The organism is Plectonema cf. radiosum LEGE 06105, assembly GCF_015207665.1.
Lineage (GTDB): Bacteria > Cyanobacteriota > Cyanobacteriia > Cyanobacteriales > Nostocaceae > Rivularia > Rivularia radiosa_A.
Genome location: NZ_JADEWL010000006.1, coordinates 44,443 through 65,262 on the forward strand (window position 1 = coordinate 44,443; position 20,820 = coordinate 65,262).

Below are 20,820 nucleotides of genomic sequence, written 5' to 3' on the forward strand. Positions count from 1 at the left end.
ATTTTGAATTAGTTCTTAAATCTAAAATCCAAAATTCAAAATCCAAAATTTAAGGAGAGAGACACTGTGATGTTGAAATTTCTCAAACAAGTTGTTGATTACGGCAAAGAAACCTGGGAAGCTACTCGTTATATCGGTCAAGGTTTAGCTGTTACCTTTGACCATATGCAGCGTCGTCCTGTGACGGTACAGTATCCTTACGAAAAACTAATTCCTAGCGAACGCTTTCGCGGTAGAATTCATTTCGAGTTTGATAAGTGTATTTCCTGTGAGGTTTGCGTCCGGGTATGTCCTATTAACCTACCTGTAGTGGACTGGGAATTTGACAAAGCTAACAAAAAGAAAAAGCTTAATCACTACAGTATCGATTTCGGAGTTTGTATATTCTGCGGTAATTGTGTCGAGTATTGCCCGACCAACTGTCTATCTATGACGGAAGATTACGAACTTTCTACCTACGATCGTCACGAATTGAATTATGATAGCGTTGCTCTTGGTCGTCTACCTTACAAAGTCACAAATGACCCAATGGTAACGCCGTTACGCGAATTAGTTTACCTTCCCGAAGGAGTAATGGAACCCCACGATTTACCAGCGGATGCTCCCCGTGCTGGTGCTTTTCCACAAGACCTTGTGGAAAAAGAAAAGTAAAAAAAGTTATGAGTTAAGAGTTAGGAGTTAGGAGTGATGAGTTAGGAATAATGAGTTAATAGTTAGGAGTTATGAGTGATGAGTTAGGAGTTAGGAATTTAAAAACAACTAACAACCATCAACCATCAACTAACAACCATCAACTAACAACCATCAACTAACAACTAACAACCAACAATCAACAATCAACAATGAAGGACGAAAAAAGTGAATTTAGCTGATGGAGTACAGATAATTTCGTTTGCCATCCTGGCTGCGATGATGATTGGATCGGCTCTGGGAGTTGTGCTATTTGATAATATTGTTTACTCTGCTTTTTTGCTAGGGGGGGTATTCGTTAGTATTGCGGGATTGTATCTGCTGTTGAATGCGGATTTTGTCGCAGCAGCCCAATTACTAGTTTATGTTGGAGCAGTAAACGTACTAATTTTGTTTGCCATTATGTTGGTAAACAAACAAGAAAATTTTGTTCCTTTACCGAAAACTTGGGCAAGGAAAGCATTAACAGGATTAGTTAGTGTGGGATTGTTTGTACTGTTAAGTACGATGGTTTTGGCAACCCCTTGGAGTTATTCAACTGGGACTCCTGTTAATAACTCAATTGTTTTAATTGGTGAACATTTCTTCACCGACTTTTTGTTACCTTTTGAATTGGCTTCTGTTTTACTATTGATGGCAATGGTAGGAGCAATAATCTTAGCTCGTCGCGAGTATTTACCTCCCGAAGAAACTTCAGACCAATTACCACAAACTGTTCTACAATTGCCCGAACGTCCGAGAGAATTAGTATCGGCTGCAAGCGAAGATAAATAGCAATTATCAATGAATAATTGAGTTGAAATAGGAACAGCAAATAATCATGCAACTTCAGTACTTTTTATTACTATCTGCCGCTCTATTTTGTATCGGTATTTATGGAATTGTCACCAGTCGTAATGCGGTACGAGTGTTAATGTCAATTGAATTGTTACTCAATTCAGTTAATTTGAACTTAATGGCTTTTTCCAATTATTTGGATTCAACTTTAATTAAAGGTCAGGTTTTCGCCGTATTTGTAATTACTGTAGCTGCGGCTGAAGCAGCTGTAGGCTTAGCGATCGTACTGGCAATCTATCGAAATCGCGATACTGTTGATATGGAGCAATTTAATCTCCTAAAGTGGTAATTTCGTGGAGCTTAACCAAGTAATTATTGCCTATAAGGCGCGAGACCCCCAAAGCAAACGTTGGGCCGAAATCTGTGCCAGCCAGTTAGAACATCTGAAATGCCATGTACTAATGGGTCCTAGCGGTCCAAAAGATAATCCATACCCGGTTTTTTTGGCTTCTGCTACTCAACAAATTGACCTTGCTATAGTACTTGGTGGTGATGGTACAGTTCTAACTGCTGCCAGACATTTAGCCCCTGCTGGCATTCCGATTTTGGCTGTAAATGTAGGGGGTCATTTAGGATTCTTAACTGAGTCCGTAGAAGAATTTCAGGATACCGAATTAGTTTGGAATCGACTGCTAGAAGATCGCTATGCTATACAGCGACGAATGATGTTGCAAGCAGCGGTGTATGAGGGACATGGTTCTAATTTGGAACCGATAACCGAAACCTACCTGGCTTTGAACGAAATGTGTATCAAACCCGCTTCCGCACACCGGATGATCACGTCAATTTTGGAAATGGAAATTGATAATGAGGTCGTTGATCAATATCAAGGAGACGGGTTAATTATTTCTACACCTACTGGTTCTACAGGTTATACGGTTTCTGCTAATGGTCCGATAATGCATGATGGAATGGAAGCAATTACCATTACTCCTATTTGCCCCATGAGTCTTTCAAGTCGTCCCATTGTTTTACCTCCGGGTTCGGTGATTAGCATTTGGCCTTTGGGGGATTTTGATTTAAGTACTAAATTGTGGACTGATGGTGTATTAGCGACTTCGATATGGCCTGGACACCGCGTAGATGTACGGATGGCGGAATGTCGTTCTAAGTTTATTATTTTACGGGAAAACTATTCGTACTATCAGGTTTTACGAGAGAAATTGCTTTGGGCGGGAACTAGAGTTAGGTATAATACTAAACATAGTACGAATTGACCGCGCTTATTCAAAATATAATGTTATGTTTTCAGATTGTTGGAGACGTAGCACTGCTACGTCTCTACAACAGTTTCGTGTTTAATACAAAATGTAGATGAAGATAATTTAGTAGATTCCCAAGCTGCACCGGAAAAAGTTCTGTGGATTTGCATGGCGATCGCCTTTTAAATATCTGAAGTTTGGAATCGACAAACAAAAATATTTTTAATATAGACAATGAAGATGTTGGGTTACGACGCAATAATATATTAGTTTAATTCTGTATTCTGCGTGCGTCTAACCCAACCTACCGTAAGGATAAGAGTGTAATTAACCTGTAATCATAACCTTTTAATCAACTGCTCTTAATAAATAATTAATTACGCTAGAAACTATCGCTAATACTATTGAACCAAGTAAAGCAGCTAATGGTCCGTTGATGATAAAACCGTAATTAGGAGTAAAAATACTTGCTAGCCAAAGGGTAAATCCGTTAATGACAAAGGTGAATAATCCAAAGGTCAGCAGGTTTATTGGCAGTGTTAAAATGCTTAAAATTGGTCTAATAAAAGCATTAACTAGTCCTATAATTACAGCTGCAACTAAAGCTGCAACAAAAGTTTTAATCACGAATCCAGGAACAATATGAGCGGTAATTAGTAATGACACCGCAGTGCCAAGCCAAGTTAATAAAAAATGCATCATAGGCTTTGTGTACGAATTTTATTGATTTGCTTGAGATAATTCACTAGGACTTTTCAGTATTTATTTATGCGTGAAAGCTGAGAAATAGGGCTTTTCATTAATTAGGCATCTAATGATACCTCAGTTCACAAGGTATATATATTATCCTATTGCGGCTAAAATTTGGTTAATTACTTAAATGTAACGTTGCGCGATCGCAGTATTAATCGTGATGTAGAAACTCGCGAGATTGCTTTTGAAGCCGGAAAACTACATACTTATCTTGTATCAAAATTTGAATCATTGGCTGTTCTTAGTCTAGTGCCATCAAGATATTCGGGCTGCTCATGAATGTAAATAATCCAACTCGAAAAATTTTGCTTCTGTCAGCGAACCCCAGAGGTACTGGTTTACTGCGTCTAGATGAGGAAAAGCGGGAGATTAAGGAAGGGTTGAAGCGAGCTAAGAAGCGGGAGCAATATTCAATAGATTCGGCGGAAGCAGTACGCTATAGGGATATACATAGAGCAATTCTAGAATACGAACCGCAGGTTATTCATTTTTGTGGACATGGAACTGGTGAAGATGGTTTGGTTTTTGAAGATGAATCTGGTCAAATCAAATTAGTTGATGCAGAAGCTTTAGCTGGATTATTCCAATTATTTAGCAACCAAGTTGAGTGTGTTGTCCTGAATTGTTGTTACTCAGAATACCAGGCTTTGGAGATATCTCAGTATATTGATTATGTGGTGGGGATGAGTCAAGAAATTGGGGATAAAGCAGCGATTGAATTTGCGGTGGGTTTTTATGATGCACTGGGAGCGGGACACAATTATGAGTTTGCTTATAAATTAGGTTGTAATTTGATTGGGATAGCAGGAATACCGGAGCAACACACACCCCGATTTATCGCAGGGAATTCTTCACAAACGCCTCCAGAAAATCCTGCGGAAGCAGCGACAACTGTATATATTGAACGTCAGAATATTGAAGAAAAATGCTATCAAGTAATTTTGCAACCCGGAGCGCTAATTCGCATTAAAGCAGCGCAGAAAATGGGGAAAACTTCGCTTTTGGAGAAATTGCTCGACTATTCCACAGAGCAAGGTTATCAAACAGCAAAATTAGATTTAAAACAAGCTGATGTTAATACCCTAGCTGATTTAAAAACATTCTTACAGTGGTTGTGTGCTGATGTTTCTGACAGTTTGGAACTGGAGCCAGAATTGGATAAATACTGGCAAGATATTTATGGGCTGAATAAAAACTGTACTCGTTATTTTCAAAAATATTTATTATCTGTCACCGATAAACCCTTAGTATTTGCGATCGATAATTTTGAGCGACTGTTTGAATATCCCGATATTTTCCCTCAATTCTGCTTGCTGCTGCGGGGATGGTATGAATCTGCTAAGCAAGGAGACAGGATTGGTAAAATTTGGCAGAAATTGCGGCTAGTGGTAGTTCATTCTACTGAAGCTTATCCTTGCTTGGATACCAATCACTCACCTTTTAATGTTGGCATAGCAATTGATTTACCTGAGTTTAATTTGCAACAAGTAGAAAATATTGCCAACCGCTATGATAACAGTCAGTTGGGACAAGAAGGTTTAAATAAATTAATGGAATTAGTAGGGGGACATCCTTATTTAATACAGGAAGCTATTAGCAATCTCAAAACCAAACAAATAACTCTAGAGCAACTTTTAAAACTTGCACCTACAGAAGAGGGAATTTTTAGCAACCATCTACGGGAACAATTATGGAATTTACAACATAATCCTCAGTTGGAGTCGGCTTATAAAAAAGTGGTGACAGCAAACAAACCCGTGCGACTTGATGCAGAAACTGGGTTTAAACTACATAGCATGGGATTGGTGAAGCTTTTAGGTAATGATTGTGTTCCTAGCTACGATTTATATCGTCGGTATTTTTCGGAGCGTTTGGTTTAATAACCTCACCCCCTTCCCCTCTCCTTGGCAAGGAGAGGGGTGCCGAAGGCGGGGTGAGGTACAAAAAAGACACCTTCGGAGAATGCTAATTGGAGTAAATCATGGTTGACCACCCCCTTCCCCTCTCCTTGGCAAGGAGAGGGGTGCCGAAGGCGGGGTGAGGTACAAAAAAGACACCTTCGGAGAATGCTAATTGGAGTAAATTATGGTTGACTATATTTTCTCTGGAAGTCTACCGGAAAATGCCAGCACCTATGTAACGCGAGATGCTGACGGTGAATTGTATGATGGATTGCAAGCGGGAAAGTTTTGTTATGTGTTGAATTCCCGTCAGAGCGGTAAATCCAGCTTACGAGTGCAAACAATGCGCCGTTTAAGAGAAAATGGTGTCGAATGTGCTGCGATCGATCTTTCTGCGGGTGGTATTCAAAATGTCCCACCAGAGCAATGGTATGCGGATTTGATTGATACGCTGATTGATAGTTTTGATTTGGATGTTGATTTTGGGGAGTGGTGGGGAGCAAATCAATTAAATTCTCTTGTTACCAAATTTCGCAAGTTTCTGGAAGAAATATTACTTGTTGAAGTTAAAGAAAATATTGTTATTTTTATTGATGAAATTGATAGTGTTCTCAGTTTAAATTTTCCCACTGATGACTTTTTCGCTTTTATTCGTTCCTGTTATAACCAGCGTGTTGATAATCCCGCATATAACCGTTTGACATTTTGTTTGTTGGGAGTCGCTTCACCCAGCAATTTAATTCAAGATAAACAACGCACTCCGTTTAATATTGGTAAAGCTATTTCTCTTCAGGGGTTTCAATTACACGAAGTTGAACCGTTAGTAAAGGGTTTGAAGGGAAAATTTAGTGAACCCCAAGCGGTGATGCAAGAAATTTTAGATTGGACGAAAGGACAACCGTTTCTGACGCAAAAGTTGTGTCAGTTTATGGTGGAAGAATCTGAAAAAGAAAATCCGCGTACTGTTGAGGAAGTTGTTAGATCAAAGATTATTGAAAATTGGGAATCTCAAGATGAACCAGAACATTTACGCACCATTCGAGCCAGAATTTTAAGTAATGAGGAACGTGCTGGGTATTTGTTGGATTTATATCAGCAAGTTAGACGTTCGGAAGTAGAAACTGAGATTACAGCCGATAATACTTTAGAACAAAGTGAATTACTGCTTTCAGGATTAGTTGCCAGACGAGAAGGTAAATTAAGAGTTTATAACCTTATATATAAACAAGTTTTTAACGAGAATTGGGTTGAAAATGAATTAAAGAATTTGCGTCCCTATTCCGAAAGTTTTAAATTTTGGGTTGCTTCTGGAGGTAAAGACGAATCACGATTGTTGCGAGGAAAAGCTTTAATAGATGCTAAGGAATGGGGGAAAGATAAGAATTTAAGTTATCAAGATAAACAGTTTTTAGCTGCTAGTAGGGAAAAGGAGATTCAGGAGAAAATTGCTGCTGATGAACAAGCAGCAAAGTTGGAGAGGGAGAGGAAGGATAAGGAAGCAGTAGAGAAGAGAAATCTGGTATTGAGTGAAGCGAATCAGAAAGCGAAACGACGTATAGCAATCGGTAGTTTTATTTTAGTATTTACCTTATCATTTACAGCGATATCAAGCTTAGTTGCAGCCAATAAAGTAAGAGAAGCTAGCAAAACTAATGAATATCTTGCAACAGTTGAAACATTAGCAAAACTTGCAGGGCAACTTGAAGATGAAAGTTCTGATTCGGAAGCTAAAGAACTTTTCTCACAAGCAGGTCAATCTGTTAATATTAAAGACCATAAACTTAGACTTGCAATTCTGAATGCTGGCATATCTTATGCTTACCAAAAGCTTAAATTAAAGGATTTAGAAGAAGCACAAAAGAATTTAGACAGAAGCAAACAACAAATTAAAAAGCAATGTAAACTGTCGGAACAAAATATTCCTAATGAAGCATCACAATTTTGTATCCTGACTTTAAAAACGTCAGCAAATCTCTTAAGAGAGCAGAAGAAAAGTCAAGAAGCAATCAGAGAATATCAATCAGCTTATAAATACCTTGAAAAGTTGAAATCAAAAGGTAAAAGAGGAAACAAGACAGTTAATAATATTAGTCCTCCATTCCAAGATACTCAAATTAAAATCTTATCTAAGGAAAATGTAGAAGCATTACATCGAGAATTTATCGATTTACTATCAAAAGCTGGAAATGAAAATCTTAAGAGCCAAGTTAAGGAATCTCTCAAAGAACACTATCTAGATGAGCTTAATAACTTACTTGCGAACAAAAAATGGCAGGAAGCCGATCAAAGAACAGATCGGCTTATGCTATATGTTGCTAATAGAGAAAGTAGTAGTTATTTAGATATAGACTCTCTCAAAACTTTCTCCTGCAAAAGCCTTCAAGACATTGATTCGCTGTGGGTAAAACATTCAGACGAACGTTTTGGCTTTAGCGTGCAAAAGCAGATTTGGGTTAAGACAGGAAATCGACTAGGTATTATTGAGCCTTCTGACGAGGATGGAAAAAACTTTAAGCGTTTTATATCTCGCGTTGGGTGGTATGATAGTGAAGAAAGAGCTTGGAAAAATTATGCAAAAGTGATAGAAGTAGTTGATAAAAATTATCAACAAGCACCTGTGGGGACATTACCACACACTCGCTATATGGACTACGGGGCAGTGGAAAACGGTATTTCTTTTCTCGCGTTGCGGCTTGTAAACTTTAACATATAAGCGTTCCAGTTCTTTATTAAAATTTGTAAATAGAAGTTTTTTTACGAAATCATAGGCTTTTCAAGAATCCGATACCTGGCACCGCCAGAAGGTCAAAGGTTAATCTGGCGCTTTATTACCGCTACTACACAAACGAAGTCCGGCGATCTGGACTTAATTAAATAACCCGCTGCCACGGCGGGTGCCGGTTTGTGTAGACGCGACTTACAGTCGCCAGGCATGAGTCAAATTTGACTTCTATTCCCAACTTTGAATCTAAGTATTTTCTCACATCTCAATTCGGATTGCTATATTAGCAATCAATAACCACAATTACCCAGTTGTACGACCAACAATACCTATTTGATTTTGACCAACATTATCTTCTTTTTCTTCCTCATAAGTTTGAGGATTAGCTTCATTTACATCTTCATCTAATTGAGATTCATTATCTTCGGGTACTTGAGTAGATGAATACTCCGCACGACCAATATCAGGACCAGCATCTGGAGTTATACTACCGCTACCGTGAGTTGATGCTCCGGATGTATTATAGTTTTTATCTTCTGAGGGATTCATTTTGATGTAATTTCCTTATTATTAAAAACAATGATTTCAACCTATCAGGTAGTTGGTGCGTGACACCACAAGCTTTATTGCTACGTTCGGAATTTCTCCTAGGGTACAGCACCCTACAAGAAGAATATGCCTTTAAGAATAAAGCGATAGGTTATGCATCAATTGTTTAAATTTTCGGGGATTTTTACATCATTCGTAAGAGATAAACCTTGGTAATAATTGCACTACGGAAGAAGTAACCCATTTGATATGGAGTTAACCCTAAATATATAAATGGTGCATTACCATGACAGCGGTAACACACCCTACAAAAATCGGATATTAAATTAACTCACCATCAATTACGTTTACCTCTATCTAAAAGTTGCCAGGTAGCACCTCCAACAACACCATCGGGTTCCAAACCGTTACGTTTCTGAAATGCTTTTACTGCTTCTGTTGTTACCGGACCAAAATCTCCATCAATACTTTTGAGAAATCCCAATTTAGATAATTTTTGTTGCAACTCGACAACTTGAGAACCTCGCATTCCTGGACGCAAAATCGGTAATCCTTGGGCTGTATATTGGATTGTGGAGGTTTTTGTTTGGGAAGATGAAGATGTGGTGGTTTGACGAGTACGGGTTGTAGCAGCTTGTTTTTGTACGGGTTTGGGCTGCACAGTAGCAGTTGTTCGAGGTTTTGGTTTTACTGGTTTTGGCTGGGAATTATTTTTTGGTGGTGTTGCGGGTTTTGGTTCTGGTGCAGGCTGAACAATCCTCACCGGACTCTCTACAGCAGGTGTTATCGGTCTTTGTTGCTGTGTAGAATTATTCACCACCCTAACGTTAGAGAGGGACTCTGTAGGTACGGGGAAGGTATCAAAAGGAGGTGGTGTAGGGGTATTAGCGACTTCTGTTGATACTGTTGCATTGGGGAAAAGCGTTTCCCAAGTATTTGTATCGACAACCCCATCTGCTTTTAAACCCGCTGCTTGTTGGAAACGTGCAACTGCTTTTTGGGTTGTTTCGGTGAACACACCATTGACTTCACCCTCATAAAAACCCAAAAGTATCAAAGCTCCTTGCAATTCTCTTACAGGTACTCCTTCGCTACCTATTTTCAGGTTAGGACGGTTGATGTTAGCCTCTACGACTACTTGAGCAATTGTTTGTTGCTTTGCTGCAATTGATATTCCAATTTGGGAACCAAATAGCAGAGGAGTAGAAGAAAGTAAAACTAACCAATAAATCCTATTTATCGGAAGGAAGCGAAACGACACGAGAGAGCTTAAGTACTTGAAAATACTTATTTTTCTACTACCTATCATGGTTTTTGCCCCCGGCAAGTCTCTTACAAATATACTATCTATTAACCAGTATAAAATTAATTTGTCACAGCAGTATAAATGCTTAAAAAAAGCGGCAAATTGTCAGTAATTGATGCCAACTAAATACTTTAGACTACTGTTAAGCAATTACACGGTTAATTGCTTCTTTTTGACCGATTACAGATACGAATGGTTCCTTTAAGTATTTAGAAGCTGCGTTAATAGTTTCTACAGGAGTTAAAGCTGTAATATCTTGTTGAAATTTTTGGTCGAAGGCAATTCCTAATCCTAAAATTTCATACCAACCATATATTTGAGCAATTTGTCCGTTGGTTTGTTTTCCCAAAGCGTACTGTCCGAGTATTTTATTTTTCGCAGTTTGTAAAGCGCTTTCTGCTAATTTACTACTAGAAAGTAAATCAACTTCTCTTCGTAACCCTGCTAAAGCTGTAGTGGTATTTTCCGGTGCGGTACCCATGTAGACTACAAAGGAACTGGAAAACTTTCTTGTCGGATACAATGCGGACACATCGTAGGCTAAACCAAGCTTTTCTCGTAATTCTATAAATAAGCGACTAGAAAGCCCATTTCCTAAATAAGTAGAAAGCAGCTTTAAAGCAGGGTAGTCGGCTTCTTGCACTGAAGCACCCAAATAACCCAACATAATTATCGATTGTTGTGTTGCTTGGGGGGTAATTATTTGTTGCGGTTTAGTTTGAGGAAATGGTACGTCTATAACTGGTGGTGGTGTATCTAGCGTTTGCCAATCACCAAAAAGTTCTTCTACTTGTTTCGTTGCATCCTCTGGGGAAATACGACCTGCAATACTAATAACTATATTATCTGGGCGAAAATAATCTGAATAAAATTTTACTAAATCTTCGCGAGTCAAGCTGCTAATAGTTGTTTCATCCCCCAATCCCGACGATGCATAAGGATGATTTTTGTACATAATCTGCCGTAATTGCTCAAATGCGACGTTAAAGGGCTGTTCCTTTTGCAAGCGTATATCTTGTAGAGCAATCCGCTTTTCCATCTCTACCGACTCTGCTGGGAAAGTTGGCGATCGCAATATTCGTGTTGCTAATTCCAAGATGTGAGTAAAATCCGCTGTGACGGTTTTTAAGGATAAAACAAAGTAATCTGTTGTGGTATCAGCACTCAAACTCGCTCCCACAGATTCTACACGTTGGGCAATTTCCAAGTTTGAAAGTCCATCACATCCTTTTGTGAGTACAGCACTGAGTAAATTGGCTAAACCGGCTTTTTCTGGCTTTTCATCACAACTTCCCGCACGGATAAATATTCGAGCTGCAATAATATCAGCAGCGGAATTTTCCGAAACCAGTAGTATTATCCCATTCTTCAATACGGTACGATGGAGATTCAATTTTTTTGGCAAGGTTGTCATCAGCAAGATTTTCGATTTGGAATGGGGACTACCGGAGTTATCAAATATCTGCCACAATTAGGGAATTGTTTGATATTTCTCGATTAATTAAAGGTAAGATAATTACGTCATTATTCGCTATAGAGCGACGTATTTACCGTCCGGGTGAATGTTTCTCTATATATAGTGGTCATCGCTGCGGACAATTCTAGGAAAGCGTAAGTTCTGAATAATTAAGATTAAACTATATTATCAGTTTTCTTGACATTACTTTTAATTTTCTTATTCCTGAATGAAATGTTTTAACTAAATAGATGTTTATAATACAGTTTTTTGTCTAATTTTATGAAACATATTTTTTATTTTGAATTTTCAATTAATCAAGGATAAAAAGAAATTAGTAAGTATGGCTGGGTTAATTGAAAATATGATGTTCCATTAGGATATGTTGTTATCAAAAAAAATAGACTCAAAAAATAAAGCCCTCAAATCAACAAGTGACTAGAGGAACTTTAAAATTTTAGTTCACCGCAACGCCGTTTTACCTAAGTTTATGACCTGGTTAAACCAGGGGGGTACCTAATTAGAACGTTTAAAGTTTCCGGGTACAAGCCCGGTATACTGCCACGAAACTATTCAGTTCCCATATCATAAAAGTCATAGATCACAAAACTGTATGGCAGTCACCAACGTCGTAGTGCAACAAATCTATTATAACTTTCACTGTTGTTATTGTGTAATAAATAAATATTTTTTATTATCCTTTTATTCCTGATTTATTGAGAATACCATACAGACTCTATATTTCGGGCAATTGTCATTGCTTCATCACGGTTTAATTCATTTAATAAAACTGTAATGTGACCCAGTTTACGTCCGGGACGAGATTCTGATTTTCCATACCAATGAAGATAGGCTCCAGGAATTTTTGCGAGGGTAGAGCGTTTATCGATATAGTTAGTTGTTCGTGTTTCATAACCTAACAAATTTACCATAATAGCACAAGGATTTTTCATCGCCACATTACCTAAAGGTAAATCGCAAACGGCTCTTAAGTGTTGCTCGAATTGCGAAGTAAAGCAAGCATCAATAGAAAAGTGTCCGGAATTATGAGTCCGGGGTGCAATCTCATTTACTAATACTTTATCACCATCGGTCAAAAATAATTCTATAGCAAAAATTCCTACTACTTGCAAGCTATTTAGTACAGTACAAGCAATATCTTGAATGGTTTTTTCTGTCTGAGGACTGATGTCCGCAGGTGCAATAACTCGCCGACAAATTTGTTGTTCTTGTTGGGTTTCTACAACTACAAAAGGAGAAATTTCACCACTTGCTGAACGCGCCGCAATTATGGATAATTCTTTTTGAAAAGGAATGAATTCTTCTAACAGAAAATTAGAATTCAAACAAATTTTTGTTTCTAAATCAGTTAAATTTTTGATGATAAAAGTACCTTGACCATCATAGCCGTGACGACGAGCTTTTAAAACAGATGGAAAGCTTAATTCCCATTCCGAGTGTTCAGATTTTTTTGTGTATATACTTTGATTAACTGATGAAACGGCAAATAATGATTCAGGTAATATAAACTTGGGAACTGGTATACCCAAATCTCGCAAAAAACAACGTTGATCATATTTATCTAGTAGAGGAGATAAAGCTTCGATTCTAGGACGAAAACAAACACCTTGTGAAGCAATTTGAGATAACGCTTCTATATCAACAAATTCGTTTTCAAAAGTGATCACATCGCATTTTGTTGCTAACTCAGTTGTGGCTTGAGCATCATTAACAGCTGCCAAAACAGTATCGCTAGCAATCCCAACAGCGGGGTCATTGCACTCTGGAGTTTGGACAATTAATTCTACTCCTAATTTGTTCGCCGCAGCACCCATCATTAATGCTAACTGTCCGCCACCAATTACACCAACACGCTTCATTTGCATCTATCACGAATAATGAGTTTCTACACCATTTTTAGAGTTGTTAACGTTAGCTTGTTCGCAAAGTGTTCTAATCTACACTTCCTAATCATGTTTGTATTAACAAATGTTACTGCGAGTCAGCCATCTCTGATATCAACTCCCGTCAAGTTTACCTTAAATTCCGTAGTATATAATCTCATATCTTGGACTTATACCAGGAAACAAGTTTCTCACGCTGATTGATAATTGAGCATTCTGACTGATTTATTTGCCAAAATTAACTTTACATTTGTTTAAATAAATCGTTGCTTTACTCTCAAAATCTTGAGAAAAGTTTACCTTCAAAGGAATAAATAAAGTTTATTATCATTTAATAAAAGAATAAAAGAAGTCCTGTTATTCTTGTAATTAGTGAAAGCTTTGTTTGATATTTTCATAGACATGAGTCGATAAAATATTGTCTTAACAAAGCGTTACATTTGATAGTTACAAATCTTGTCCTACAGAATTGTGAACTATAAGTAATAATCGAGAAGTTTTTATTTATTATTATTGGCAAGTTATGCTGAAAAATTTAAATCGAATTGCTAACAATCCGATGAAACATTACAAAGATGAATGGATTGTCCAATGGTGTCAAGATAATGGCTGGACTGATTTGTATATCGAACGCTGTAATAACTTCTGGGCTTTTCCTCCAGGTGCAGTAATGCCAGAACCAATTCCCACAAAAGTTTTGAGAACAATTAAAGCAGAGAACGGATTAACTTGTGAAGAGCGTATTTGGTCGATTGCAGCAGTAATTGCCACAATGATCGCGGCAGGTGTTACTTATTGGTTGAGATGTCCGATACCAATGGTTGCAGCCTTTGCATTTAATGCTGTGACTGTTGCTCAATTGGAAGTTGAAGATGCGTATTGAAGAGTGCGGAGCTATTGTAGGACATCAGTTTTTTTTTTGGGGGAACCTTTTCCCCAGCAATATTACAAATAGGAATTCCGTTAAAATAATTAAACTAATATGAATATTTAAATAGCACAGAAAAAATAATCTTTTTTTATGTTTATGAGGGAGATTCGGACGGGCAGGGATGCCCATCCCACGCATTGCTTTATAATATAATGCTATATAATAGACATCTCCGAAAAAGAATGTAGAGACGCGAAATTTCGCGTCTCTACAAGGTTTCTGGATGACGCATAATTAATTTCCACCAGATGTCTAATAGGGAATGAGGGGAATAGTTATCAATAATTACTCACTCCTCACTCCTGTCTTTGAGTGTCTTAACTGTTAATTAAACTTGCAGCATCTGTATCTAAGAACAAATTAGCTTGGGGTTGATTGCGGAGAATAGAAGCTGGAAATTCTCTAGTAATATTTCCTTCTAATAATTGTTTAATTAATTTAGCTTTACGTTTTCCTGGTGCAAGACAGATAATTTTTTTCGCCGCACAAATTATCGGTATAGTAAGGGTAAAAGCATATTTAGGTACACTTTCTAAATTAGGAAAATAACCACTATCTACCTGTTGCTGATGGTTGACTGCATCTAACTTAACTAGTTTTACCATATAGCGGTCATTAAAATCTGCCACAGATGGTTCATTAAAAGCTAAATGTCCGTTTTCCCCTATCCCCAAAAAACACAGGTCAATCGGTTGTGCTGTGAGTAATTTAGAATAGCGATCGCACTCTTGTAAAGGCTGCAAAGTATCACCTTCTATGTAGTGAAATTTTTGTGGTGAAACACGCTTTTCGACACGTTCTCGGAGATAATATCGGAAACTGGAAGAATGCTCGGCTGATATACCTAAATATTCATCTAAATGAAAACATATAATTCGCGACCAATCAATATCACTTAAATTAGTTAAAGCATCCAAAAATTTAAGTTGAGAATTACCTGTTGCAAACAATATTGTCGCAGTTTGCTTGTGATTAATAATTTGCTGTAAATCTTGTTGAACGATGGAAGAGACGGATAAAGCGAGTTCAGTTTCCGAATCGTAAATCTGAACTCCTAGGCTATCAACGCGAAAATCTTTTGTAGCGTTTGACATTTGATAACAAAGAATTTTGTTGAATTAAGTAAACGAGTAAAGGTAGATTTTTCAAGTCTACCCATACACGCGCTAGTTACCATAGGTTGTCAGATTTTATAAGAATTCATCATAGTTTTTTGTCGGCTCGAATGCAGCAATTATTGCGGGAAACCACAAAATAATCTAACCTATTTGATAAATGTTTATATTTATTTACAGTTCATTAGAATAAATTATGTTATGAGCAATTTTATTTGATTGAGATGATTTTAGAGATTTGCACTCAGAATCCATATGAGAATTATTATCTATAAAATTAAAAATTCCTATGGATAAAAAACAAAGATTTATAGTCACCATTATGAAGTTAAATTGAGTTTAAATTTATATTCAGAAATAGTTAATTAAATCCTCAAATTGTTGTATTTCAACGGTTTCAGACTATTAATCATTGAGTAGCACCCTAATTAAGCTTCAGTGGATTCCCGGAAGCTTACTTAGATTTATCTTAAATATAATCTAGAACATATGCAAACAAAGTCTGTAATTATTATCAAGTACTTGCATTTTATACAGGCATCGGTTACATTCGGATATAAAGTTTAACTCCCAATTCGGGAGAAAATTTGGGATTACATCAGTTTAAGCAAGCATGAGTTAAGTAGACCTGTAAAACTTTTCTCATTCTGACAATAAATGCTTGGTGTAAAACTACTACTTTTAGACTATTGCCAAAAATCTCAAAGCTTCCCACTCTGAGTAGAAATCCTGCTTTTTGGTGATGCTTTTCATACAATCTATTTTTTTCTAAAATTATTGAGAATATTTTGCAATATCTTGGTAAAGTTAGATATAGTAAAAACATATAAACAAAAAGCTTTGAAAATTCTTGGATGATGAAAACGTGGAGGTTGATTTACGGTTAAAGTAGCTTTTTTGACAATGGTTTTAATCAAGAATTTACATATACTTTTGATTTCTATGATGATGTTTCCCGGTATTCACTTGTAAGCTGAAGTATTAAAGGTATAGATAAGTTTTTTGCAAAAAATCAACCTGTATAAAGGCAACAGAAAAAATATGTATAACTGGCAAGAAGCAAGGCAAATAATCAGTGAAAACCCCAAGGCTCAAATGAAGAACGTAGAAAGAATACATAAAACTCATGAATTTATAACTATCTATAGAGGTAAAATTTTATCTTTTGCAAAATTTATTCAGCTGTTGGTAGCATTTTTTTTAGGACAAGAGAATTTTCATCAAGAAAGTGTTATAAAAGTCCTATTAGGAAAACGGTTAATTAATCAATTTGATTACTACATAAGTATTTCTGTTTGCAGTTTAAAGTATTGCAGCAGAATTATTATTGAGAAATCTGATTTTGTAAGGATGATTCTTCAGGGAGTGGATAGTCAAACTATCTATGTGTAATATCCTGTTTGTAAAAATACACGACCCATATAAAATAAATGAGTACAAATTTTTGTTCTGATAATTCACGAGAAGTAGGGGAAGATATTATTGGTACTGCAACCAATAATCAGACTTATGTATTGATAGAATGTCCACCTCCGTGGAATTCGGATGCTTTTAGTTCTAAATGGGTTCCGGATAATTTGCGGTTATTGATGGAAGAGGCTGCTTCAGCTAAACTACCGATTAAATTTCAGTTAATTGCTAATGATTTATCGCATAAAGTAAACTCTACAACGCTTCTGATTTATCACCAAGAAAAAGGAGAAGGTAAAGGTTACTCGAAGCGAGAATTTAAGCTGGAAAATATCGAACAAGCAGCAGCAACTATCAAAAAATGGTTATGGAGAAAAAATCTCAAATATGAAATAGATGCAACTACCACAAGAGATATATTAGTTTGTACTCATGGTAGTCACGATAAATGTTGTGCAAGATACGGAAATCCGTTTTATTTCCACGCTAATAATATTATTTCGAGTTTAGGCTTGGATAATGTGCGGATTTGGAAATCCAGCCATTTCGGGGGACATCGATTTGCACCGACAATGATAGACTTGCCACAAGGAAGGTATTATGGCAATCTTGACCAAGAGTCATTTAAGTCAATATTGACTCATACTGGTGATATTAAGTGCTTTAAGGATATTTATCGAGGTTGGGGAATTCTACCAAAGTCGATTCAAATTGTCGAAAGAGAGTTAATTCTGCGTTACGGATGGGATTGGTTTAATTACAAAGCAGCAGGTAGAATTATCGAACAAAGTTTGGATAAGAGTAGTGTACTCGCAGAGTTAACTTTTGAAAAACCCGACGGTTCGGTTTATATCTATCAGGCTAAACTTGTTAAAGATAATAGCAAGACACAAACACTCAAAACTTCTTGCAATGCCAAGCACGAAACTGTATTAGTTAGATATGCTGTTGCGAATATGTGGTTAGCTTCTAGAGAGTTGGTCAAAGTAGCAAGTTAGTTTGAGTTTACTGCTTGTCATCATATTACTAGCTCCCATGGATATTAATTCTCTTCGTTTAATTCCAAGGAAAGCACTTTTTGTTACCGGGTGTTCTATCCAATGGTGTTGTCTATACTTTAGATTAAGTTTCTCAATGGACTATAATTTTTTAGTCCCATAATTCGTCCCATAAAAATATATTTGACTCAATCAGGTAAATTATTTGGGTCAATACCTTGAGATAACAAGTAAGCGATTAACTTTTCTTTTTGTTGACGTTCTTGTTCAATTAATTCTACTGCCCAAGGCAACAGTTTATCAGCTTCATCCCACCAGCGCAACCAATATCCAGTTCGAGCTTCTTTTGTACCTTGCCAAGTTCCTAAAAATAAGTTCATCGAAGTGATAAAATGACGACCATCGGGGTTGGGCAATTGTAATTCATATCGTCCGTTTTGTAGCTGATAAAATTCTAATAAACCCCCATTTGAATCAAAAATAATATAAACAGGTACTTTTAAAATTTGTTCGTAGAAAAACCATTTTCCTGGTGGATAGGTTCGTTTAACAGAATATTCTTCACCTTGGGTTTCTGATAAGAATTCCATTACCACCGCAGGAATATCACCTTCTAACAATGGTGTATAACTTTTACGGTCTGGTAAAATCGATTTTACTGATGGAATATAAACCCAGTCTGGTGCTTTGGCAACAAATTGCCCGTTAATTGTTGCACAAAGTCCAAAATTGGATGCAATTAACATTTGGGGTTGAATAAACCCGGATATTTCTAAACTTTCCCGCAATGCACCTGCTAAAAGTGGCTGCCCAGTATTTTCCACTGGTTCATCTTCAAGTTGAAAATCTTCGGGTAAAGCTTCCCAGGATACCACCAGTTCAGTTGAACACTTGGATTTACTGATTTGGGTTGCCATAAATACCGCCCACAAAGACTTAATCTTATTTTATCACTATTTAGGTTAACGGGCATTGATAATTAACTTACCTATCCGGTCTAATACTCAAATACTTATCGATACGAATTTTATTGATGATATCGTAAATTTGATATTCTTTTGCACCCAAGGTTTTGAGTAAATGAGTTCCTAATTCTAATGCTGCTTCAAATTCTGGTTGTACTACTTCTTTTGCACCCATTTGAGTCAGAATATCTATTTCTTTATCAGAGTGCGATCGCGCAATAATATCTAACCCAGGAGCTATTGACAAAGCGTGTTCTAATAGTATTCTAGTGCTGGCAGCGTCGGGTAAGGCAATTACTAAGGCTTTTGCTTTTTCTAAATGAGCTTTTTCTAAAACTAATTCAGAATCAGCATCACCAAATAAGTAAGGAATTTTTTTGCTTCTAAGTCTTTGAATTGCGGGTTCGCAATTATCAATCACAATGAGTGGATAACCTTGATTTTGTAATATTTTGACTACAACTTGTCCAACTCTACCATAACCTGCGACAACTACATGAGAGTTTATGGTATCTGGAATAGAGAAGCTTTTAGGTGCTTCAAAACGCCGCAGATATTTGAAGATAAATGGTATTTGTGTGAGTTTATCTGCTAATTTGGGCGCTCTTTCTAATAAAATAGGAGTCACAACTAAAGTAATTGCCGTAGTACCTAAAAGTAAAAGATAAACTTCTTCAGAAATCAGTTTTAATTCTAAACCAGTTAATTCTAATACGAAGGAAAATTCACCTATTTGATTAATACCAAGAGCAGTAATTACTGCTGTTCTCACAGAATAACCAAATTTGAGGACAATGGGAAATACAATTGCGGCTTTACCTACCATTATTAATGTTACTAACCCTAAAATTAACCAGAAATTATTAATCAAAATAGTTGGGTCAATCAGCATTCCAATTGAAGCGAAAAAAAGGCTAGCAAAAGTGTCACGTAACGGTAAAACTTTGGCTAAAGCATGGTCTGCATAGTCTATTTCTGATATCATTAAACCCGCGACAAAAGCACCCATTTCAATAGAAAGACCGAGAGCCGCTGTAATTAAAGCCACTCCTAAACATAAAGCTATGATAGTTATTAAGAATAATTCGTCACTTTCAGTTGCTGCAATATTACGAATTAAACCCGGTACAACCCAACGACTTAAAATAAATGCGATCGCCCCAAATGCAATAACTTTAACTACAGCTAAAAACAAAGCCGGAGCAATATTTTCCGGTTGTTTCAATGCTGGCAAAATCGCTAACATGATACCCAAAGCCAAATCTTGAACGATTAAAATCGCCAACATAATTTGACCGTGGACTGTATAAGTTTCTCCTTTTTCGGTAAGTGTTTTCAATACTACCGCTGTAGAAGAAAGGGAAAACACCACACCTAAAAATATTCCTTGTGGCAATCCCGAAGCCCAACCAAAAGCAACAGTAATTAGAGTTACAAAGATAGTGGTTAATGCGATTTGTAATAAACTACCACTAATAGCAATATCCTTAACTCGTTTAACCTCGGCAAAAGAAAACTCTACACCCAAAGCGAACAGGAGAAAAGCAACGCCAAATTCCGCTAACGATTTGATTAAATTGACATCGTTTAATAATTTAAAGCCAAAAGGACCGACAATCAATCCACTAGCAAGATATCCTAATAAAACAGGTTGACGCAGCTTGTTAGCGATATATCCACCCAGCGCCGATGCTCCCAAAACTGTGGTAAAATCCACAATTAAACTATGCCCTGATGCTGCCATGTTTTTCCTTTTTTGGTACGCTATTCTTATTATCACGTTAGCGCTATATGTATGAAGGTATCGGCGGAACCTATCGCAATTATATATACAGTTAATTACTCTACAAAACTAAAAGGCAAAATACGACTTGAATTTTCGCGTTAAACTTGGCTTGATATCGCAGTGTGTTTAATTAATAACATATTGTTGGAGAATATCAACTCAATTGTTAAATTTGCTGCATTAAAATTCTGGGAAAATCAGTTTCTTGACTCTTTGCTGATCAGGAAATGCAAGTCTTTACTAAAATACAATTTATCCTACCATTTTCAGGGTTTCGGACTACTACAAATACCTA

17 protein-coding genes and 1 other RNA gene are annotated in these 20,820 nt (G+C 36.8%); 9 read left to right on the top strand and 9 right to left on the bottom strand.

The features are described from left to right. The first annotated feature begins 72 nt into the window (after positions 1-72). The 4 genes from ndhI to IQ247_RS02990 all read left to right on the top strand — a co-directional run bounded on the left by ndhI (position 73) and on the right by IQ247_RS02990 (position 2,744). Complete coding sequence (gene ndhI / locus IQ247_RS02975) at positions 73-651, top strand: NAD(P)H-quinone oxidoreductase subunit I (RefSeq protein WP_193917024.1); 579 nt, start codon at positions 73-75, stop codon at positions 649-651. Positions 652-858: 207 nt separating this feature from the next. Next, entirely contained in the window at positions 859-1,464 is a 606-nt protein-coding gene (locus tag IQ247_RS02980) for an NADH-quinone oxidoreductase subunit J (RefSeq protein ID WP_193916894.1), read from the top strand. Between the two features lie 46 nt (positions 1,465-1,510). After that, positions 1,511-1,816, top strand: coding sequence for an NADH-quinone oxidoreductase subunit NuoK (gene nuoK, locus IQ247_RS02985; RefSeq protein WP_193916896.1), 306 nt, complete (start codon positions 1,511-1,513; stop codon positions 1,814-1,816). A gap of 4 nt (positions 1,817-1,820) precedes the next feature. Continuing rightward, positions 1,821-2,744, top strand: coding sequence for an NAD(+) kinase (locus IQ247_RS02990; RefSeq protein WP_193916898.1), 924 nt, complete (start codon positions 1,821-1,823; stop codon positions 2,742-2,744). A gap of 333 nt (positions 2,745-3,077) precedes the next feature. Here IQ247_RS02990 and IQ247_RS02995 read toward each other — a convergent pair whose 3' ends face one another. Then, positions 3,078-3,431 (bottom strand): phage holin family protein, encoded by a 354-nt coding sequence (locus IQ247_RS02995; RefSeq protein ID WP_193916900.1) that lies wholly within the window; start codon positions 3,429-3,431, stop codon positions 3,078-3,080. 326 nt (positions 3,432-3,757) lie between these two features. Between IQ247_RS02995 and IQ247_RS03000 the strand changes: the two genes are divergently transcribed. Together IQ247_RS03000 and IQ247_RS03005 are read left to right on the top strand one after the other, a co-directional pair. Then, complete coding sequence (locus IQ247_RS03000) at positions 3,758-5,362, top strand: AAA-like domain-containing protein (protein WP_193916902.1); 1,605 nt, start codon at positions 3,758-3,760, stop codon at positions 5,360-5,362. 205 nt (positions 5,363-5,567) lie between these two features. After that, entirely contained in the window at positions 5,568-8,096 is a 2,529-nt protein-coding gene (locus IQ247_RS03005) for a GUN4 domain-containing protein (RefSeq protein WP_193916904.1), read from the top strand. 312 nt (positions 8,097-8,408) lie between these two features. Here IQ247_RS03005 and IQ247_RS03010 read toward each other — a convergent pair whose 3' ends face one another. The 5 genes from IQ247_RS03010 to IQ247_RS03030 all read right to left on the bottom strand — a co-directional run bounded on the left by IQ247_RS03010 (position 8,409) and on the right by IQ247_RS03030 (position 13,302). Next, positions 8,409-8,654, bottom strand: a complete 246-nt coding sequence (locus IQ247_RS03010; RefSeq protein ID WP_193916906.1) for a hypothetical protein — start codon at positions 8,652-8,654, stop codon at positions 8,409-8,411. Between the two features lie 337 nt (positions 8,655-8,991). Then, positions 8,992-9,915 (bottom strand): peptidoglycan-binding protein, encoded by a 924-nt coding sequence (locus IQ247_RS03015; RefSeq protein ID WP_322745403.1) that lies wholly within the window; start codon positions 9,913-9,915, stop codon positions 8,992-8,994. A gap of 187 nt (positions 9,916-10,102) precedes the next feature. Continuing rightward, positions 10,103-11,374, bottom strand: coding sequence for a M16 family metallopeptidase (locus IQ247_RS03020; RefSeq protein ID WP_193916910.1), 1,272 nt, complete (start codon positions 11,372-11,374; stop codon positions 10,103-10,105). A gap of 500 nt (positions 11,375-11,874) precedes the next feature. Then, positions 11,875-12,057: non-coding RNA, 6S RNA (gene ssrS / locus IQ247_RS03025), on the bottom strand. 72 nt (positions 12,058-12,129) lie between these two features. Continuing rightward, positions 12,130-13,302 carry a 5-(carboxyamino)imidazole ribonucleotide synthase gene (locus tag IQ247_RS03030; protein WP_322745404.1) on the bottom strand — a complete coding sequence of 391 codons (1,173 nt, stop codon included), beginning with the start codon at positions 13,300-13,302 and terminating at the stop codon, positions 12,130-12,132. Positions 13,303-13,843: 541 nt separating this feature from the next. Between IQ247_RS03030 and IQ247_RS03035 the strand changes: the two genes are divergently transcribed. Beyond that, on the top strand, positions 13,844-14,203 hold the full coding sequence (locus IQ247_RS03035) for a slr1957 family protein (protein WP_228059431.1): 360 nt from the start codon (positions 13,844-13,846) through the stop codon (positions 14,201-14,203). 365 nt (positions 14,204-14,568) lie between these two features. Here IQ247_RS03035 and IQ247_RS03040 read toward each other — a convergent pair whose 3' ends face one another. After that, entirely contained in the window at positions 14,569-15,345 is a 777-nt protein-coding gene (locus tag IQ247_RS03040; protein WP_193916912.1) for a glucosamine-6-phosphate deaminase, read from the bottom strand. Between the two features lie 1,062 nt (positions 15,346-16,407). Here IQ247_RS03040 and IQ247_RS03045 point away from each other — a divergent pair. Together IQ247_RS03045 and IQ247_RS03050 are read left to right on the top strand one after the other, a co-directional pair. After that, a complete protein-coding gene (locus tag IQ247_RS03045) occupies positions 16,408-16,758 on the top strand; it encodes a hypothetical protein (protein ID WP_193916914.1) in 351 nt (116 codons plus the stop codon). A gap of 38 nt (positions 16,759-16,796) precedes the next feature. After that, complete coding sequence (locus tag IQ247_RS03050) at positions 16,797-17,774, top strand: ferredoxin family protein (RefSeq protein ID WP_193916917.1); 978 nt, start codon at positions 16,797-16,799, stop codon at positions 17,772-17,774. Between the two features lie 188 nt (positions 17,775-17,962). Here IQ247_RS03050 and IQ247_RS03055 read toward each other — a convergent pair whose 3' ends face one another. Both IQ247_RS03055 and IQ247_RS03060 read right to left on the bottom strand, forming a co-directional pair. Then, positions 17,963-18,691, bottom strand: coding sequence for a Uma2 family endonuclease (locus tag IQ247_RS03055; protein ID WP_193916919.1), 729 nt, complete (start codon positions 18,689-18,691; stop codon positions 17,963-17,965). 67 nt (positions 18,692-18,758) lie between these two features. After that, positions 18,759-20,483 carry a cation:proton antiporter gene (locus tag IQ247_RS03060; RefSeq protein ID WP_193916921.1) on the bottom strand — a complete coding sequence of 575 codons (1,725 nt, stop codon included), beginning with the start codon at positions 20,481-20,483 and terminating at the stop codon, positions 18,759-18,761. Positions 20,484-20,820 lie beyond the last annotated feature (337 nt).

What these genes read in the sequence shown, in the direction of transcription:
- nuoK (WP_193916896.1), top strand. Translation starts at nt 1,511, where the DNA reads ATGCAACTTCAGTACTTTTTATTACTATCTGCCGCTCTATTTTGTATC.
- IQ247_RS02995 (WP_193916900.1), bottom strand. Translation starts at nt 3,431, where the DNA reads ATGATGCATTTTTTATTAACTTGGCTTGGCACTGCGGTGTCATTACTA.
- IQ247_RS03000 (WP_193916902.1), top strand. Translation starts at nt 3,758, where the DNA reads ATGAATGTAAATAATCCAACTCGAAAAATTTTGCTTCTGTCAGCGAAC.
- IQ247_RS03005 (WP_193916904.1), top strand. Translation starts at nt 5,568, where the DNA reads ATGGTTGACTATATTTTCTCTGGAAGTCTACCGGAAAATGCCAGCACC.
- IQ247_RS03010 (WP_193916906.1), bottom strand. Translation starts at nt 8,654, where the DNA reads ATGAATCCCTCAGAAGATAAAAACTATAATACATCCGGAGCATCAACT.
- IQ247_RS03020 (WP_193916910.1), bottom strand. Translation starts at nt 11,374, where the DNA reads ATGACAACCTTGCCAAAAAAATTGAATCTCCATCGTACCGTATTGAAG.
- IQ247_RS03030 (WP_322745404.1), bottom strand. Translation starts at nt 13,302, where the DNA reads ATGCAAATGAAGCGTGTTGGTGTAATTGGTGGCGGACAGTTAGCATTA.
- IQ247_RS03035 (WP_228059431.1), top strand. Translation starts at nt 13,844, where the DNA reads ATGCTGAAAAATTTAAATCGAATTGCTAACAATCCGATGAAACATTAC.
- IQ247_RS03040 (WP_193916912.1), bottom strand. Translation starts at nt 15,345, where the DNA reads ATGTCAAACGCTACAAAAGATTTTCGCGTTGATAGCCTAGGAGTTCAG.
- IQ247_RS03045 (WP_193916914.1), top strand. Translation starts at nt 16,408, where the DNA reads ATGTATAACTGGCAAGAAGCAAGGCAAATAATCAGTGAAAACCCCAAG.
- IQ247_RS03050 (WP_193916917.1), top strand. Translation starts at nt 16,797, where the DNA reads ATGAGTACAAATTTTTGTTCTGATAATTCACGAGAAGTAGGGGAAGAT.
- IQ247_RS03055 (WP_193916919.1), bottom strand. Translation starts at nt 18,691, where the DNA reads ATGGCAACCCAAATCAGTAAATCCAAGTGTTCAACTGAACTGGTGGTA.
- IQ247_RS03060 (WP_193916921.1), bottom strand. Translation starts at nt 20,483, where the DNA reads ATGGCAGCATCAGGGCATAGTTTAATTGTGGATTTTACCACAGTTTTG.